This window comes from Cupriavidus sp. L7L, assembly GCF_004353535.1.
Taxonomy (GTDB): Bacteria; Pseudomonadota; Gammaproteobacteria; order Burkholderiales; family Burkholderiaceae; genus Cupriavidus; species Cupriavidus oxalaticus_A.
In genome coordinates, this window is the sequence record NZ_SMNY01000143.1 from 1 (window position 1) to 457 (window position 457).

The window sequence follows — 457 nt, forward strand, 5'->3', positions numbered from 1 at the left end:
GGGCCGCTGAGCTACGAAGCCCAGCGGGGCATGTTTTTGCATCCGACCTACGCGGTGACGCCTGACCGTGAACCGCTGGGGGTGATCGATGCCTGGATGTGGGCTCGGGAGCCAAAGGACGCCGACGGCAACCGCGGCGGGATCAAGGAAAGCGTACGCTGGATTGAAGGGTATGAACGCGTTGCGGAACAAGCCGCGCTATTGCCCCGGACACGACTGGTGTATGTGACGGACCGCGAGGGTGATATTGCCGAGTTGATGGCGCGTGCCCAGGAACTTGGCCAACCAGCCGACTGGCTGATCCGCAGCCAACACAACCGAAACCTTGCTGAGGGCGGCAAGTTGTGGGATAGCGTCGACGCCAGCCCAGTACTCGGGGAAATCACGTTTATCTTGCCAGGGCGTGCAGGCCAGAAGGCGCGCGAGGTCAAACAGGAACTACGCGCACAACGTGTGA

1 pseudogene is annotated in these 457 nt (G+C 61.9%); it reads left to right on the plus strand.

Annotation, left to right across the window (positions count from 1 at the left end):
- Nucleotides 1-457 (plus strand): annotated as a pseudogene (locus E1J61_RS36625) (IS4 family transposase); the annotation flags it as partial.